This is a genomic window from Rhodopseudomonas sp. BR0C11 (genome assembly GCF_010820945.1).
GTDB classification, from domain to species: Bacteria; Pseudomonadota; Alphaproteobacteria; order Rhizobiales; family Xanthobacteraceae; genus Rhodopseudomonas; species Rhodopseudomonas palustris_H.
The window spans coordinates 1-404 of the sequence record NZ_QTKI01000873.1; the positions used below are offsets into that span (position 1 = coordinate 1).

General features: G+C 70.5%; 1 pseudogene. It reads right to left on the reverse strand.

Annotation, left to right across the window (positions count from 1 at the left end):
- Window positions 1–404: pseudogene (locus tag DYI24_RS27880) on the reverse strand (pseudouridine synthase); the annotation flags it as partial.

The window sequence follows — 404 nt, forward strand, 5'->3', positions numbered from 1 at the left end:
GGGGACGGTCGCTCCGCGGGCGATCCTCGCGCGGACGATCGAAGCTGCGCTCGCGGAACGGACGCTGCTCGCCGCGCTCGCCGTCGCGGGGGCGCGAGAATTTCGGCCGGTCGCCGCCGCGTTCCGGACGGTCCGAGCGCTCACCACGATCAAACCTGGGCTTGTCGCCGCGAGCCTTATCGAACCGCGGCTTGTCTTCGCGATCCCGATCGAAGCGCGGCTTGTCGTCACGCGATTTCGAGAACCGCGGCTTGTCGAAGCCGCCCTTGTCGAACTTGCGGTCGCGATCGCCGCCGGCACGCGCCGGCCGATCCTCACGGGCCCGCCACGGCTTCTCGTCACCGCGGTCGCGGCCGGCTTCGCCGTCACGCTGGAACGGACGCTTCGGCCGATCAGCAAAATCC